Annotated in this window: 15 protein-coding genes and 1 tRNA gene; 8 read left to right on the top strand and 8 right to left on the bottom strand. The window is 31.5% G+C overall.

What is annotated here, in order from left to right; genetic code table 11:
- A partial coding sequence (locus tag ACIQZC_RS05070; protein ID WP_396138153.1) for a S1 RNA-binding domain-containing protein occupies window positions 1-1,132 on the bottom strand: 1,132 nt, incomplete at its 3' end.
- 240 nt (window positions 1,133-1,372) lie between these two features.
- Here ACIQZC_RS05070 and ACIQZC_RS05065 point away from each other — a divergent pair.
- The 3 genes from ACIQZC_RS05065 to ACIQZC_RS05055 all read left to right on the top strand — a co-directional run bounded on the left by ACIQZC_RS05065 (window position 1,373) and on the right by ACIQZC_RS05055 (window position 3,885).
- Window positions 1,373-2,512: a redoxin domain-containing protein gene (locus ACIQZC_RS05065; RefSeq protein WP_396138152.1), complete on the top strand. Its 1,140-nt coding sequence runs from the start codon at window positions 1,373-1,375 to the stop codon at window positions 2,510-2,512.
- A gap of 162 nt (window positions 2,513-2,674) precedes the next feature.
- Window positions 2,675-2,756 (top strand) — tRNA-Tyr (locus tag ACIQZC_RS05060).
- A gap of 199 nt (window positions 2,757-2,955) precedes the next feature.
- On the top strand, window positions 2,956-3,885 hold the full coding sequence (locus ACIQZC_RS05055; protein ID WP_396138151.1) for a hypothetical protein: 930 nt from the start codon (window positions 2,956-2,958) through the stop codon (window positions 3,883-3,885).
- Between the two features lie 94 nt (window positions 3,886-3,979).
- Here the strand turns inward: ACIQZC_RS05055 and ACIQZC_RS05050 are convergent, their stop codons facing one another.
- Together ACIQZC_RS05050 and ACIQZC_RS05045 are read right to left on the bottom strand one after the other, a co-directional pair.
- Window positions 3,980-4,675, bottom strand: a complete 696-nt coding sequence (locus ACIQZC_RS05050; protein ID WP_396138150.1) for an SIMPL domain-containing protein — start codon at window positions 4,673-4,675, stop codon at window positions 3,980-3,982.
- Window positions 4,676-4,717: 42 nt separating this feature from the next.
- On the bottom strand, window positions 4,718-5,344 hold the full coding sequence (locus ACIQZC_RS05045; protein ID WP_396138149.1) for a rhomboid family intramembrane serine protease: 627 nt from the start codon (window positions 5,342-5,344) through the stop codon (window positions 4,718-4,720).
- An 81-nt stretch (window positions 5,345-5,425) separates the two neighbouring features.
- Between ACIQZC_RS05045 and ACIQZC_RS05040 the strand changes: the two genes are divergently transcribed.
- Window positions 5,426-6,304, top strand: coding sequence for a lysophospholipid acyltransferase family protein (locus ACIQZC_RS05040; RefSeq protein WP_396138148.1), 879 nt, complete (start codon window positions 5,426-5,428; stop codon window positions 6,302-6,304).
- On the opposite strand, the gene ACIQZC_RS05035 is transcribed toward ACIQZC_RS05040, so the two are convergent.
- From ACIQZC_RS05035 to ACIQZC_RS05025, 3 genes are read right to left on the bottom strand one after another with little or no spacing between them, the layout of a single operon-like run.
- On the bottom strand, window positions 6,294-7,766 hold the full coding sequence (locus ACIQZC_RS05035) for an aminotransferase class V-fold PLP-dependent enzyme (protein ID WP_396138147.1): 1,473 nt from the start codon (window positions 7,764-7,766) through the stop codon (window positions 6,294-6,296). The genes ACIQZC_RS05040 and ACIQZC_RS05035 overlap by 11 nt on opposite strands.
- A gap of 21 nt (window positions 7,767-7,787) precedes the next feature.
- On the bottom strand, window positions 7,788-8,282 hold the full coding sequence (locus ACIQZC_RS05030) for a hypothetical protein (RefSeq protein ID WP_396138146.1): 495 nt from the start codon (window positions 8,280-8,282) through the stop codon (window positions 7,788-7,790).
- A gap of 9 nt (window positions 8,283-8,291) precedes the next feature.
- The gene (locus ACIQZC_RS05025) at window positions 8,292-9,056 is read right to left on the bottom strand and encodes an MBL fold metallo-hydrolase (RefSeq protein ID WP_396138145.1); all 765 of its coding nucleotides are present in this window, start codon (window positions 9,054-9,056) and stop codon (window positions 8,292-8,294) included.
- 114 nt (window positions 9,057-9,170) lie between these two features.
- Here ACIQZC_RS05025 and ACIQZC_RS05020 point away from each other — a divergent pair, with 114 nt between their 5' ends.
- Together ACIQZC_RS05020 and rlmH are read left to right on the top strand one after the other, a co-directional pair.
- Window positions 9,171-10,640: a TonB-dependent receptor gene (locus ACIQZC_RS05020; RefSeq protein ID WP_396138144.1), complete on the top strand. Its 1,470-nt coding sequence runs from the start codon at window positions 9,171-9,173 to the stop codon at window positions 10,638-10,640.
- A 55-nt stretch (window positions 10,641-10,695) separates the two neighbouring features.
- Complete coding sequence (gene rlmH, locus ACIQZC_RS05015; RefSeq protein ID WP_396138143.1) at window positions 10,696-11,169, top strand: 23S rRNA (pseudouridine(1915)-N(3))-methyltransferase RlmH; 474 nt, start codon at window positions 10,696-10,698, stop codon at window positions 11,167-11,169.
- A 3-nt stretch (window positions 11,170-11,172) separates the two neighbouring features.
- Here the strand turns inward: rlmH and ACIQZC_RS05010 are convergent, their stop codons facing one another.
- Both ACIQZC_RS05010 and folP read right to left on the bottom strand, forming a co-directional pair.
- Window positions 11,173-11,784 (bottom strand): hypothetical protein, encoded by a 612-nt coding sequence (locus tag ACIQZC_RS05010; RefSeq protein WP_396138142.1) that lies wholly within the window; start codon window positions 11,782-11,784, stop codon window positions 11,173-11,175.
- Window positions 11,781-12,602, bottom strand: a complete 822-nt coding sequence (gene folP, locus ACIQZC_RS05005) for a dihydropteroate synthase (protein ID WP_396138141.1) — start codon at window positions 12,600-12,602, stop codon at window positions 11,781-11,783. The genes ACIQZC_RS05010 and folP overlap by 4 nt, the downstream gene beginning before the upstream one ends.
- A gap of 89 nt (window positions 12,603-12,691) precedes the next feature.
- On the opposite strand from folP, the gene ACIQZC_RS05000 reads away from it, so the two are divergent.
- Both ACIQZC_RS05000 and ACIQZC_RS04995 read left to right on the top strand, forming a co-directional pair.
- Window positions 12,692-13,231: a DUF1599 domain-containing protein gene (locus tag ACIQZC_RS05000; RefSeq protein ID WP_396138140.1), complete on the top strand. Its 540-nt coding sequence runs from the start codon at window positions 12,692-12,694 to the stop codon at window positions 13,229-13,231.
- A 58-nt stretch (window positions 13,232-13,289) separates the two neighbouring features.
- Window positions 13,290-14,279 (top strand): TlpA family protein disulfide reductase (locus tag ACIQZC_RS04995; RefSeq protein ID WP_396138139.1); only part of this gene is annotated, 990 nt, incomplete at its 3' end.

The following is a 14,279-nucleotide window of genomic DNA, read 5'->3' as shown; positions in this document are numbered from 1 at the left end:
GATCTTGTGTCATTTGTTTAATACCTAAAGACATTTTTCTTTCGTCTCTATCTAGTGTTAAAACAACTGCATCAACTACATCACCAATTTTCATGAAATCTTGTGCACTTCTTAAATGCGTTGACCAAGACATTTCTGAAACGTGGATTAAACCTTCTACACCTTCAGCTACTTCAACAAACGCACCATAATCAGCTAAAACAACCACTTTACCTTTGATTTTGTCACCTACTTTTAATTCAGTTCCTAAGGCATCCCAAGGATGAGCATTTAATTGTTTTAAACCTAATTGAATTCTTGTTTTTTCATCATCAAAATCAAGGATTACAACGTTTAATTTTTGATCTAATTCAAGAACTTCGCTTGGGTGATTAATTCTTGACCAAGATAAGTCTGTAATGTGGATTAATCCATCTACACCACCTAAGTCAATGAACACACCATAAGAAGTGATGTTTTTAACCACACCTTCTAATACTTGTCCTTTTTCTAATTGACCAATGATTTCTTTTTTCTGTACTTCAATATCAGCTTCGATAAGCGCTTTGTGAGATACTACTACGTTTTTGAATTCGTGGTTAATTTTAACTACTTTGAATTCCATAGTTTTGTTCACGTATTGATCGTAATCACGGATAGGTTTCACATCAATTTGTGATCCAGGTAAGAATGCTTCAATTCCGAAAACATCTACAATCATACCACCTTTAGTTCTACATTTAACAAAACCATTAACGATTTCTCCAGTTTCGTTAGCAGAAATAACTCTATCCCATGCTTTAATTGTTCTTGCTTTTCTGTGTGATAATACTAATTGACCTGTTTTGTCTTCACGAACATCAATTAATACTTCTACTTTGTCACCCACTTTTAAGTTTGGGTTGTAACGAAATTCGTTTAACGAAATAACACCTTCCGATTTAGCGTTGATATCAACGATAACATCTCTTTCAGTAATTCTTACAACTACTCCATCAACTACTTCTTCTTGATCTGTAGCAATGAATGTTTTAGTTACTAAATCTTCGAATTCCTGTAAGTTTTTTTCATCTACTGGATCAATTCCTTCTTGAAAATTGTGCCAATTAAAATTTGCTAAAAACTCTTCTTGTGTTTTGATAATTTCAGACATGCTGATTAAAAATTTGTATGCTGTGTTCCATGAGTTTCTTGATGGGATTGAAAACTACAGCAGTATTTTACATAAATGATTTAACCCTAATGGAAACTCTACTCCGCCAAAAGGTGTGCAAAGATACTATTTTTTAATAATCCACAAAATTTTAATTAATTCTTTTTAAATAACTAGAAACAAATATTTTTCTAAATGGGTAATTTTAAATACATTTGTCAAAATTTTAATAAAACCAAAATGAGAAAAATAACTTTACTTATTACGACAGCACTTGTTGTGTTATCTTGTAACAATTTAAAAGACAATGAATTCTTAATAACTGGAACTGCTGAAGGTGTTGAGAACGGAAAAAAAGTATTTATTGAAACCCAAACCGAGACGGGTTTCATTGCAAAAGATACTGCAGTAATTGAAAATGGTAAATTTGAATTAAAAGGAATCACAGAAGAAATTGATTTAGGTTTTGTTCGAATTGAAGACGAAAACATCAACTTGCCTTTAATTTTAGAAGAAGGAAAAATTACAATAACCATTAAAACCGATACCATTCAAAACTCATCAATTGGCGGTACCGATAACAATGAAAAATTCCAATCGTTTAATGACGAATCTAAAGTAATTGCCAGAAAGAAAGGGAAGTTTGAAAAAGCAAACATAGATCGCATAACTGCTGCTAAAAAAGCAAACGATACTGTAACAGTAAACCAAATCATGAAAGAATACAGTGTTTTTCAAGAAGATTTAAATAAAGTGTCTATCAATTTCATTAAAAAGAATCCTGATGCTTATTTATCTGTTTTGTTGCTTGAAAATTTCTTAATGAGACAAAATTTACCAATTGATGAAATTAAAGGTTATTTTAATAAATTGGATAAAAGCTTATCAAAAACTAAGAGTGCCAAAAACATTAAAAAAATAATGGATGAAATGGCTGGTGCTAATTCAACAAAAATAGAAGTGGGTAGCAAAGCTCCTGATTTTGCAGCAAACAATCCAGAAGGGAAATCAATTTCTTTAAAAGAATCATTAGGAAAAGTTACCATTATTGATTTTTGGGCTTCTTGGTGTAGTCCTTGTAGAGCAGAAAACCCAAATGTGGTTGCTTTATATAAAGAATTACATGCAAAAGGATTAAACATTATTGGAGTTTCTTTAGATAAAGACGGGGCAAAATGGAAAGAAGCTATTGCAAAAGACGGTTTGACTTGGCCACAAATTTCGAACCTTAAATATTGGGACGAACCCATAGCAAAACAATACAAAGTAGAATCAATACCAGCTACATTTATTTTAGATGCTAGTGGAACAGTTGTTGCTAAAGACTTAAGAGGTGCTGAATTAAAAGCTAAAGTTAACGAACTTTTAAACGCTAAATAATCTTATAATTGTAAAATATTTAAAATCTCCCTCGGGAGATTTTTTTATGCTTTTCATTTACAGAAGATTATAAAAAAACCTTTAAAATAGCTGGAAATATCTTTGTTTGTTATAAAAACAATTTTATATTTGCACCTCTTCTGCCACTAAGTAGAATGGCTTGGGGAGATACTCAAGCGGCCAACGAGGGCGGACTGTAAATCCGCTGATTACATCTTCGCAGGTTCGAATCCTGCTCTCCCCACAAAAGCACCTTAATCTAGGTGTTTTTTTTATTTAATAAATCTGCTCTTGTAAAAAATTTAAAATATAATTGATGATCCGTAAGATTTTTATATATTTACAATTACAAAACTTATGATTAAGTTACACATATTCAAGTTAGTATGCCTTTTCATATTTCAACTTATCAAAAATAAATGATACGTAAATAAAAAAATAATATGCAATTATCTAAAATTTTAGAGATACTACATACAAAATTTCTTTCAAAAAGAACTAGAGATAAAAGTGAGCAGTTTATATTATGGATTGCTTTAGTGAGTTTTATAATCCACTTATTATTTATAGTATTAATACAATTTGATTTTATTTCCATTGATGAACCCTCAAATTTATTAAAAAATCCTATAGCTGCTATCTATACTCCTTTTTCATTCATATTAGTTTATGAAGTATATCTTTTAATTTATTACCTCCCAAAATCAACTTCTACCTATATTTCAAAGCAATATGAAATTATTGCTCTTATACTTGTACGACGATTGTTCAAAGATCTTTCTGATTTGTCACTTTCGTCTAATTGGTTTAACATTAAAACTGATATGCAGTTTACTTATGATTTAGTAGCTTCGGTTTTATTATTTTATTTGATTTATCTATTTCATATCCAACGAACCAAAATATATAGACCAATTGAAAATATTAAAAATCATTCTTCAAGTATTACGAAATTTATAAACGCAAAAAAATGGATCGCTACTGCATTGGTTCCTATTCTTTTAATTATTGCAATATATTCTTTCTTAGACTGGAGTATTGGTGTTTTTCAATCAACAGAAACAAATCACATATCTTTTAAGAATATCAACAATATTTTCTTCGAGCAATTTTTCAATATTTTGATAATTGCTGATGTAATTTTATTACTATTTTCGTTTTTTCACACTGACGAATTTCATAAAGTAATGCGAAACTCTGGGTTTATTATTTCAACCATATTAATTAGAATTTCTTTTTCAGTTAGTGGTATTATAAATACAATATTAATTGTTTCTGCTATTCTATTTGGGCTTTCAATACTTTACATACATAATAAATTTGACAAGAATTTAGCCGAAGAAATTGAAAAAGCAAATAAAATTGAAGAGTAGCAATTGAACACAGCTTCCGCTCGAATCCTTTCGCGTGGTTCAACATAAAAAAATCCCGAGATGGCTCGGGATTTTTTATTTTATGTTATTAAACTTATTCCAGAACAAATATAACGGTTACACTAGCGGTAATTTCAATTTCACCAACAGCGAGCGTTTCTCTTGGCTGAATGGCTTCACTATCAGCCATATATCCTTTAGCCATAAAAACAGGTTGCGGATAATTTGTTTGCAAATTATCAGAAATAGAAATGGCTTTTCCAACTTTTTGTCCTGGCAATACTGAAACGTAATCTGCTGCTTTTTTCTTAGCGTTTAAAATGGCTTTTTTTCTTGCTTCAGATTCAAATAGTTCCATTTTTGAAGATTTAAAGTTTACTCCACTTATTACATTTATGCCTGTATCCATTACGTCCATCATTAACGCATTGTATTTAGAAATGTCTTTTAAGGTAACCGAAATAGTTTGATTGGCTTGGTACGAATGTTTCTTTTTTTCGTAATCATAATTTTTATATAAACTCATTTGAGTTGTTTGATAATCTGTAACCGGAATTCCAAATTTTTTGATGTATGCAATGACTTTATCAATAGTAACATCATTTAATTGTTTGACTTCTTTCGGATCTTTTCCGTTATTCTGTACACCCAATTGTATAATTGCTATGTCTGGAGCAACTAAAATTTTTCCTTCACCAGAAATAGAAATTTGTGGTATTTGTTTAAGCTCTTGAGCTTGTGCTTGTGCTGTTACAATAAATAGTGTAAGCACGACTAATAATTTTTTCATAATAATAACTTTATATTAGGGATTGCAAGTAATGTGCCAAAATTATAACTTTTTGGTCTTTTCTAAAAAAAATAATACAAAAATTGGGATCAATAAGGCTGCAATAGTGAAGGGTTGCGTAGTAAGTAGTTGAGGCTCTTTAATCAACGTAATAACAAATCCTCCAATTGCTCCTCCAAAATGGGCAACGTGACCAATATTATCTTTTTTGGTTTTCATTCCGTAAATAGACAATATCAGATAAAGAAATCCAAAAACATATCCGGGCATAAATCCATACATATAAATATTCGGCTCAATTAAAATAGCACTATAAATTATGCCTGTAACCGCTCCCGAAGCACCTACAGCTCTGTATTGATGTTCGTTTTTATGAAAATACAATGTGAGCAAACTGCCCGATAACAAACTCCCAAAATAGAGTACAAAAAAATAAAAATTACTGAAATGAAAAACAACATAGGGCGCAAACAAATACAAGGTAAACATGTTAAAAAACAAATGTTGGAAATCGGCATGTAAAAACCCCGAACTAAACATTCTAAATTGTTCGCCCGCCTGAATACTTCCAATATGGAATTCATTCTTTCTAAAAAATAAAGAATCCTGAATTCCTTTGTAACTTATAAGTGCTGTTGCAAGGATTAAAACAAGAATACTAACAATCATATTTAATTTTTTTGTAAATTTATGAATAGTTTAGCAAATTATCTTAGAACTAAAAAAGTATATTTGCAAAAAAATAATCGAATGCAGTTAATTATATACCTTCTTATTTATCCAATACTTTGGTTGATTTCAATACTACCATTTCCTGTTTTATATTTGTTTTCAGATTTTGTTTATTTCTTAACCTACCATTTAATTGGTTATCGAAAAAAAACCGTTCGTGGCAATTTATCACTTGCACTTCCCCATTTGTCAGATAAGGAACGCCTTTTAATTGAAAAGAAGTTTTACAGCCATCTTTGCGACTTGTTTTTAGAAATGATAAAAACATTAACTATTTCTAGAAAAGAAATTGAAAAGAGATATACGTTTTCAAACATGGAGGTGTATTATGAATTAGAGAAAAAAGAAAAAAGTATTGCATTATTGTGCGCGCATTATGCTAGTTATGAATGGGCGGTATCAATGAATTATCATATTAATTTTAAGGGATATGGCGTTTATAAAAAATTAGCTAATCCTTATTTTGATAAATTAGTTAGAAAAATTCGGTCTAAATATAAAGGAGAATTAATCGATAGTAAAGAAACAATTCCAACAATGGCTTCAAATTTTAGAAGTAAAACTTTTAGTTTATATGGATTAGTGAGTGATCAATCTCCAAAATTAAACGCAACTCACCATTGGCAAAAATTCATGGGTGTTGAAGTACCAGTTCATACTGGTGGTGAAATGTTAGCGAAAAAATACGACATGAATATTATCTTCTTGAGAACTAAAAAAATCAAAAGAGGCTATTATGAAGCAAGTTTTGAAGTGCTTTCTGAAGATGCTAAATCGGTTCCAAATTATGAAATTACTGATCGTTTTCTGAAATTAGTAGAACAACAAATACATGAAGCGCCCGAATTTTACTTATGGACGCACAAGCGATGGAAATACATGAATACTAAACCTTAAACCAAGCCACAACACGCTCTTTTTCTGAAGATTTTATCTCCTTATGAAGGAATTCATTGGTTTTTGGATTGTATTGATACTCATTTGCCCATTCTTGATGATTTGCAGCTAACAAGCGAATACTTTCGCAAACAAATTCAATTTCAGCTGATGTTGTTGTTGGATGAACAGACATTCTTATCCAACCCGGTTTCTGAATTAAATCTCCCGATGAAATTTGACACACTAAATTGTGAGAAGTTTCTTGATCAACATGCAGTAAATAATGCCCGTAAGTACCAGCACAACTACAACCACCACGAGTTTGAATACCAAATTTATCATTGAGTAATTTAACTCCTAAATTATAGTGTAACTTATCAATATAAAAAGAAACTACGCCCAAACGATCTTGATGTTGGTTGGCTAAAATATGTAAATTTGGCAACTCATTTAGTGTAGCAAAAATATAGTTAACTAATTCGTGTTCGCGATCCAAAATATTTTGAACACCCATTTTCTCTTTTAACTGAATCGTCAAAGCTGTTTTTATTACCTGTAAAAAACCAGGTGTACCTCCATCTTCTCGATCTTCAATATTATCGATGTATTTGTGCTCCCCCCAAGGGTTGGTCCAACTCACAGTTCCACCACCAGGACAATCGGGTACATTATTTTTATATAAGTTTTTATTAAAAATCAACACTCCCGAAGTTCCAGGTCCACCTAAAAATTTATGAGGAGAAAAAAAGATGGCATCTAAATAAGCATCGGAATCATGTGGATGCATATCAATAGGAACATAAGGCCCCGAACAAGCAAAATCCACAAAACAAACACCATTATTTTGATGCATCAATTTAGCAACTTCATGATAAGGCGTTTTAATACCTGTGACATTTGAACACGAAGTAATAGAAGCTATTTTAAAACTTCTATTTTTATATTTTTCAAGCAATAATTTGAGTTGATCCAAACAAAAAAGACCAGCCTCATTTGCAGGAATAATTTCAACATCTGCAATGGTTTCTAACCAAGAGGTTTGGTTGGAATGATGCTCCATGTGCGAAATAAAAACAACAGGCTTTAATTCTGTTGGAATTGAAGTGAATTCTTTTAAATTTTCTGGTATGCGTAGACCCAAAATCCTTTGAAACTTATTTACCACACCGGTCATTCCAGTACCATCGGTGATTAAAATATCATCTGAATTAGCATTAACATGATGCTTAATAATATGTCGCGCTTCATGATAAGCCAAGGTCATAGCAGTTCCTGTGACAGTTGTTTCGGTATGTGTATTGGCAACAAATGGACCACACTCATTAAGAATTTTTTCTTCAATAGGTCGATATAGTCTTCCACTTGCAGTCCAATCCGTATATATAATTTTTTTCTCACCATAAGGCGAAATAAACGTTTGGTCAACACCGATAATATCTTTTCGAAATTCGTTAAAATAGCGTTCTAATTTAGTTTCCATCGTTTCTAAATAAGCGTGTGATTAATTTTTCGTTTGTCTTTCGTATAAAACCGTTTCAACAGTTTCAAATTCGGTAGGTTTATCGGCACTTACAAAGTATTTTACTAAAATTTGTCCCCATAAATCACCATTTGAAAATTCGGCAATCAACCATCGGTGGTTCAAAATTTTAGAAGTGTTTACAATAAATGGTTTATCATCAATTGGCTCGTAAGGAACTAATTTATTACCGTTTTTATTTTCGTTTAAAACCATTAAATCTTCTTTTACTTTGAAGGCTACTTTTTGATAATCTAAATTGGAATTATAAAAATATTCCTGAGCATCTTCATCACTTTCTAAAGCAAAATAATTAGCATTAGCCAATTGACTCACAGAATCGCGAGAAATTTTTAAATGGTTTTTCACTTTTACTACTTCTTTGTCTTTTGATTCTAATATTTTAGTTGAATTCACAAACTGAAAGACATTGAATAACAATGAAAAGACTAAAGCATACAAAACAACATTTTTCATACTATATTATTAAATTATAATTTCTAAATTATCGTAAGCCACGAATACATTTGTAGGCAACTTTTGTTGAATTTCACTATGAAAACCAAACAAATGACTGATATGAGTTAAATATGTTTTTTTTGGTTGCACCAAAGATATGAAATGTAATACTTCTTCTAAATTAAAATGGGTTGCATGCGGTTCTTCACGCAAACAATTAATTACCAATATCTTACAGTGTTTAATTTTTTCTAATTCGGCAACATCAATTGTTTTAACATCGGTTAAATAAACAAAATCGTGTAATTTATAACCAAAAACTTGCAAACTTCCGTGCCAAGCATTAATAGGTTCTACAGTAACGTTTTGCACTTGAAAGGTGATGTTTTCTTTAACTTCAATAGGTAATACAGATGGAGCGCCTGGATATTTATCATCGGTTTGAAAAATATAATCAAATCGCTTTCCTAAATTCTTTAAAACTCGTTCATGCCCATAAACAGGGATGTTTCCTTGTTTAAAATAAAAAGGACGAATATCATCTAGACCTGCAGTGTGATCAGCATGCTCATGAGTAAACAGTAATGCATCAATATGTTGGCAATTTGAGATTAACATTTGTTGTCTAAAATCTGGACCACAATCGATTACTATTGAAGTAGTTTCAATTTGAATCCAAATAGAAACCCTTAACCGTTTATCTCGTGGATCTGAACTCAAACAAACCGAATGTTGACTTCCTATAACTGGAATGCCTTGCGAAGTACCTGTTCCTAAAAAATAAACTTTCAATTCTTTTTTTACAAAAATAAGAATATTTACCTGATTTTTTGATAAAATAACTAACTTTGCACATATTCTATTTTCAATATTAAATGTTAGGCCAAAAGCCCAAATTATACTAATATGGTTACTGATATTAAAGTACGTGGTGATAAAGCAATAGAACAAATTCCATCTACCAAAGACAAAGCTTTAAGAATTAATCTTAATGAAAGCATCTACGGTACATTTGCTGAAATTGGAGCTGGGCAAGAGACTGTTCGTAATTTTTTTAGAGCCGGAGCCTCCTCTGGAACTATTGCAAAAGCGATGTCTGCCTACGATAAAGATTTTAGTGATGCTATTTATGGCGAAGAAGTAGACGGAAGATATGTCACTGAAAGTCGTCTAAAAACGATGTTATCTCACGAAATTAATTTGGTGGAGCAACGTTTAAAAAGAGAAAAACATCCCAATAAACTCTTTTTTAGTTATGCCAATACAGTTGCAACTATTGATTTTGCAAAGCAATTTAAAGGACATGGATGGGTAGGAATAGTTTATCAAGTGGAACCTGATGAAGCTTACAATGAAATTACTCTACACATTCGATTCAAAGAGAATGATGCAAAATTACAACAAGAAACACTTGGTATCTTAGGCGTAAACTTAATTTACGGAGCTTTTTATAAATACAACGATCCTAAAAAACTATTGCGGTACTTATACGATCACTTAGATAAAGATCAAATTGAAATAGATACTATTAACTTTTCGGGACCTCGTTTTGCTAATGTTGATAACCGATTAATGAGTTTACAATTGGTAAAAAATGGCATGACCGATGCCGTTATGTTTGGTCCTGATGGAAAAAATATACTTCCAGCTGCTGTTTTGTACAAGAAAAATATCTTGGCACTTAGAGGAAGTTTTAGACCCGTTACTAAAGTAAATATGGACATGTATGAAGAATCATATAACATGTTCATTCAAGAAAATAAAGTAGATAAAAAAAATACTTTTGTAGTTTTTGAAATTACACTTTCCAATCTTAAAGCTGAAGGTGAAATTGACGAACGCGATTTCCTAGACCGTGCAGAATTGCTCTGTAAACTAGGACAAACCGTAATGATTTCTAATTTCCAAGAATACTTTAAAGTAGTAGAATATTTTTCAAACTACTCAAAAGCTCGAATGGGATTAGCGATGGGCGTAAATAACTTAATTGAAATCTTTGATGAAAAATACTACCGTCACTTATCTGGTGGTATACTTGAAGCCTTTGGAAAATTATTTTACAGAGATTTAAAGGTATATTTATATCCGATGAAAGACAAAGATGGTAATATCATTACTTCTGAAAATCTTAAAGTACATCCACGGATGAAAGAATTATACAAATTCTTTAAATTCAACGGTAAGGTAATCGATATTAAAGATTATCATGAAAAAAATCTAGAAATATTTTCGAGAAAAGTGTTGAAAATGATTTGTAGTGCTGAATCGGGTTGGGAAGATTTATTACCCGAAGGCACCGCAGACATTATCAAAAAGGAAAAATTATTTTCTTATGCGTGTGAAATTGATTTAAAAACACCTGAAATCACAAATTAATAATTAAACCACGTTAAAGCGTGGTTTTTTCATTGTGCAGTAAATTAATCATAAAATGAACATCCGATTAATCGCCATCGGCAAAACCGACAATAAAAACTTACAATCATTGATTGATGAGTATACGAAACGTTTGTCGTTTTATGTAAAATTTGATTTGGAAGTTATTCCAGATATAAAAAATGTAAAGAATTTATCTGAAGCCCAACAAAAAGAAAAGGAAGGTGAACTCATTTTAGCTAAAATTAATGTCACAGACCATCTGATTTTATTGGACGGAAATGGAAAAACATTTAATAGCTTAGGTTTTTCTGATTATTTACAAAAAAAAATGAATACAGGCATCAAAACCTTAGTCTTTGTAATTGGAGGTCCTTATGGCTTCAGTGAAAATGTATATCAAAAAGCACATGGTAAAGTGTCCTTATCAGAAATGACGTTCTCACACCAAATGGTTCGTTTATTCATAATTGAACAAATTTATCGCGGTTTCACCATCTTACGAAACGAACCGTATCACCATCAGTAAACATCAGTACACAAAAATATTCCTTAATTGCAATCCATTAGTTTGTGCAAAAACTAGTTCTTTTACAAAACTTCCATACGAACTGTTTTTATCAAAACAATAATTAAACTTTAATGGCTTTTCGCTTGGCAAGTGGGATAAGTAAGTCTTTAAATAATCTTTTTTAACTTCAACAGCATTCACAAAAACAGTGCTATTTTTGGCAAAATAAATGTTTACACCATACTTTGGTTGCTCTAAAGTGAAAATCAATTTTGTGAAAGGAATAAATGCCAATTGTTTTTGAATACTATCAGAATAGGAAAAATAATTTTCAGAAGCAGCACTTTTATGGGCACTTCCCGCCTTTTTCGCTTGTAATTTGATTACTTCAGGAACAACTAAGCGCAAGGGCAATCGCTTGTCGATATTGAAAATCCAGTTGGTAGAACTAATAGAATTTTTTCGATTAACATCAATTAAAGTATCTTTTCCTTCCGTTTTTAAAAACATATAAATAGGAGAATGATCATTTAGCGTAGTAACAATTGACTGATCAACTTGTGGCAACAAAACTGCTTTGTCTTTGCAAGAAAGCAAACTCAAAAACAATATTATAAATGCGGCTTTTTTCATTGTAATTGACGAACTAATTTTATACACTCAACGGCTTCTTTCACATCATGAACCCTTAAGATATTGGCACCTTTTTGTAGGGCAATCGTATTCAATACAGAGGTACCGTTTAAGGCCTCTTGAGGTGTATTTTCTAACACTTTATAAATCATCGATTTTCTGGAAACGCCTGCTAACAAAGGTATTTCTAAAAATGAAAACAATTCGAGTTTATTGAGAATTTCATAATTTTGTTCCAATGTTTTTGCAAAACCAAAACCTGGATCAATAATAATATCTGAAATACCAAAACTTCGTGCTGCTCTTATTCGTTCCGAAAAATAGAATATCAAATCTTTTACTAAATCATCATACTGAGTTAGACTTTGCATCGTTTGCGGAGTACCGCGCATGTGCATCATTACATAAGGAACTTTTAATTCGGCAACAGTAGGCATCATAGCGTCATCCAATAATCCAGCAGAAATGTCATTAATAAGTGCTGCACCATGATCCACAGCAATTTTGGCTACATTGGCTCGAAATGTATCAACGGATAAAATAACCGATGGAAAAGTATTAATTAGTTCTTTGATTACTGCCTTTAATCGATCGATTTCTGTTAGCTCTGAAACAAATTCTGCACTAGGTTTACTGGAATAAGCCCCTACATCAATAATATCGGCTCCTTCGGATAGCATTTTATCCACTTGACGAATAATTGCATTAATTTCATTGTGCTTGCCTCCATCGTAAAATGAGTTGGGCGTTACATTCAAAATCCCCATTACTTTAGGAATTGACAAATCGATAAGTCTACTATTACAATTGATTGTCATTTTATTTGAATTTCTTTTGACTTTTGACTTTTGACTTTTGACTTAATTCATTACTTTTGGAAAAAATTCATACAAATATACACCAAATAATGCCGAATACTTCTCAACAATATGATAAAGTTATAGCGGTTTGCCGCGAACTGTTTAGTAAAAAAATGAAAGATTATGGAAGTGCTTGGCGCATTTTACGCTTGCCTTCGTTAACCGATCAAATTTTTATTAAAGCCCAACGCATCAGAAGTCTTCAAAAAAATGAGGTACGAAAAGTAGCTGAAGACGAAACTTCTGAATTCATTGGAATTATCAATTATTGCATCATGGCGTTGATACAAATCGATAAAGGAGTTGTAGATCAACCCGATTTAGGTTTTGAAGAAACTATAGCACTTTATGATGAAAAAGTTTCGCTAACTAAAGCCTTGATGCAGGATAAAAACCACGACTATGGCGAAGCTTGGCGCGAAATGCGTGTCAACAGTTTAACCGATTTAATTTTGCAAAAATTGCTTCGGGTAAAACAAATTGAGGATAATAAAGGGAAAACGTTGGTTTCTGAAGGTATTGATGCTAATTATCAAGACATGATAAATTACTCCGTTTTTGCTTTAATTTTAATGGAAAATAAATAACAAGTTGTTAACAGAATAACGGTATAAGAAGTTGTATTTTTATCAAAAACAAAAACGTATGAAGAAAGAAAACTTAAGTTGGCTTCTACGCCTAATTATTTCAGCTTTATTTATTGTTTCTGCAATAGCAAAATTATATCCATCGCCTTATTTTTCGATTTCTACTTTTGAAGTAAAACAGTTGTATTCATTAGGTTTTTCCGAAGATTTTGCACCCTACTTTTCAAGAATATTAATTGGAATTGAATTTGCATTAGGACTCGCAATTTTAGTAAAGGATTACTTAAAAAGAATCACGATTCCAGCTACGATTTTATTATTATCTATTTTTGTAATTCATTTAAGTTACACCACTTTTGTAAGCGGAAATTCAGGGAATTGTGGCTGTTTTGGCGAACTAATTCCGATGACACCTGTTGAAGCAATTATTAAAAACATCATTGCAATCGGATTATTAATTTGGTTATTTAAAATACTTCCTACTGATAAAAAATCAAATTTTTGGCTGTTAAGTTCAATTGTTTTAGGCTGTATTTTAGGATTATTTATGATAGCCCCTATGAAAGTAAGCGCTACCCCTATTCTCCAAATCCCAACTGAAACCAAAAACTTAGGAATTAGCACCGATACCACTTTAAACACTGTGTTATCTACCGTAGAAAAAGCAATTGATTCTTCGAATACTTTAAAGGAAAAAATTACAGTTGACGAACCTACTGCAAAAAAATCAGGGTTTGCCAATTATTTTCCAACGATAGATCAAGACAAAAAGATTCTATGTTTTTTTGCTCCGGGTTGCGATCATTGCCAAGAAACAGCAAAGCAACTTACTGAAATGAAACGAAAAGATAAAAGTTTTCCAGCTGTTTCCATTATTTTTATGGATGAAGAAGCCGATAAAATTCCCGATTTTTTCACAGCCGCTGGTGCAAAATATCCTTATCAAAAGGTTGATGTTATCAGTTTTTGGAATCTCATAGGAAACACTAGAGACACTCCTGGTGTAAAATATCTTTGGAACGGAAATGAAATTTTGTTTTACGATGGC

Origin of the sequence: Flavobacterium sp., from assembly GCF_044338735.1 — a bacterium.
GTDB lineage: Bacteria > Bacteroidota > Bacteroidia > Flavobacteriales > Flavobacteriaceae > Flavobacterium.
The sequence above is the reverse complement of the archived record's forward strand: the minus strand, read 5'-3'. Positions and strand labels throughout refer to the sequence as shown.

Bases quoted from the DNA above. Each gene is read 5' to 3' on its own strand.
- ACIQZC_RS05065 (WP_396138152.1), top strand. From the start codon at position 1,373: ATGAGAAAAATAACTTTACTTATTACGACAGCACTTGTTGTGTTATCT.
- ACIQZC_RS05055 (WP_396138151.1), top strand. From the start codon at position 2,956: ATGCAATTATCTAAAATTTTAGAGATACTACATACAAAATTTCTTTCA.
- ACIQZC_RS05050 (WP_396138150.1), bottom strand. From the start codon at position 4,675: ATGAAAAAATTATTAGTCGTGCTTACACTATTTATTGTAACAGCACAA.
- ACIQZC_RS05045 (WP_396138149.1), bottom strand. From the start codon at position 5,344: ATGATTGTTAGTATTCTTGTTTTAATCCTTGCAACAGCACTTATAAGT.
- ACIQZC_RS05040 (WP_396138148.1), top strand. From the start codon at position 5,426: ATGCAGTTAATTATATACCTTCTTATTTATCCAATACTTTGGTTGATT.
- ACIQZC_RS05035 (WP_396138147.1), bottom strand. From the start codon at position 7,766: ATGGAAACTAAATTAGAACGCTATTTTAACGAATTTCGAAAAGATATT.
- ACIQZC_RS05030 (WP_396138146.1), bottom strand. From the start codon at position 8,282: ATGAAAAATGTTGTTTTGTATGCTTTAGTCTTTTCATTGTTATTCAAT.
- ACIQZC_RS05020 (WP_396138144.1), top strand. From the start codon at position 9,171: ATGGTTACTGATATTAAAGTACGTGGTGATAAAGCAATAGAACAAATT.
- rlmH (WP_396138143.1), top strand. From the start codon at position 10,696: ATGAACATCCGATTAATCGCCATCGGCAAAACCGACAATAAAAACTTA.
- ACIQZC_RS05010 (WP_396138142.1), bottom strand. From the start codon at position 11,784: ATGAAAAAAGCCGCATTTATAATATTGTTTTTGAGTTTGCTTTCTTGC.
- folP (WP_396138141.1), bottom strand. From the start codon at position 12,602: ATGACAATCAATTGTAATAGTAGACTTATCGATTTGTCAATTCCTAAA.
- ACIQZC_RS05000 (WP_396138140.1), top strand. From the start codon at position 12,692: ATGCCGAATACTTCTCAACAATATGATAAAGTTATAGCGGTTTGCCGC.